This window comes from Chryseobacterium sp. Leaf394, from assembly GCF_001424105.1.
GTDB lineage: Bacteria > Bacteroidota > Bacteroidia > Flavobacteriales > Weeksellaceae > Chryseobacterium.
The window spans coordinates 7,676-8,510 of the sequence record NZ_LMQH01000005.1; the positions used below are offsets into that span (position 1 = coordinate 7,676).

The window sequence follows — 835 nt, forward strand, 5'->3', positions numbered from 1 at the left end:
ATAATATAGAGTTATGCTCTTTTTATACAATAGTGATTATAATACTATTTTAGTTTTTTAGCAGTATTTCTAATACTTATAATTTAAGATTACTGCCTAACTTTTATAAGTAAGCATTTTACATATTAGGTATCCAGAGGTTGATACTAAACCTACAAGACTTGTTATTGACTGAGTGTCCCAGAGATTTTGATGATGCTCAGCTAACATAACAGCAGATAGTTGTGCCGTTAAAAGTGGAATTAATAGTTTCATGATTTATTTTTTAAAATTAACACTTAATGAAAAAATTCTGATGAATATTTGATTAATAATACAGTTGCCATCTCTTTAAGAACTATTTACATCCTAAATACGCCCCTGCTGCTCCACCTGCCGCTGCTCCTGCTAAAGTACCGGCTGGACCTCCCAATGTACCAACTGTCGCCCCTAACGTTGCCCCTGCAGCAACAGCAAATAGACACTTCCAGTTACCTCTTGCAAAACTTGCTGCATATGGAGAATTTTGGATAATTTGAATTTGGTAATCTAAAAGAACATAAGATTGGATAATTTCGGGATTGGTTTCTCTCTTTAAAGCACTTCTTAAATCTTTCCGCAAGCCATCCAAACTAGTTGATTTTTCAACAATCGATTTGGGAATCTCATAGTAAGCAGTTTGCTGAGAATTATGAATAATATCAATAACCTGCTGTGGAGGATTACTTCCCGATTTGGCATATTTGAGAAATTCTGTATTAAAATCGACCAAATATTGAGACATGTCCTGTGCTCTGATTTTAGCATTTGGATCTCCGAACATATCAATTGTAATAGGTTCTTTAATCAGCTTGTC

Annotated in this window: 1 protein-coding gene; it reads right to left on the reverse strand. The window is 34.3% G+C overall.

Annotated elements, in window-relative coordinates:
* Window positions 1-337 precede the first annotated feature (337 nt).
* A partial coding sequence (locus ASG21_RS02265; protein ID WP_206743166.1) for a hypothetical protein occupies window positions 338-835 on the reverse strand: 498 nt, incomplete at its 5' end.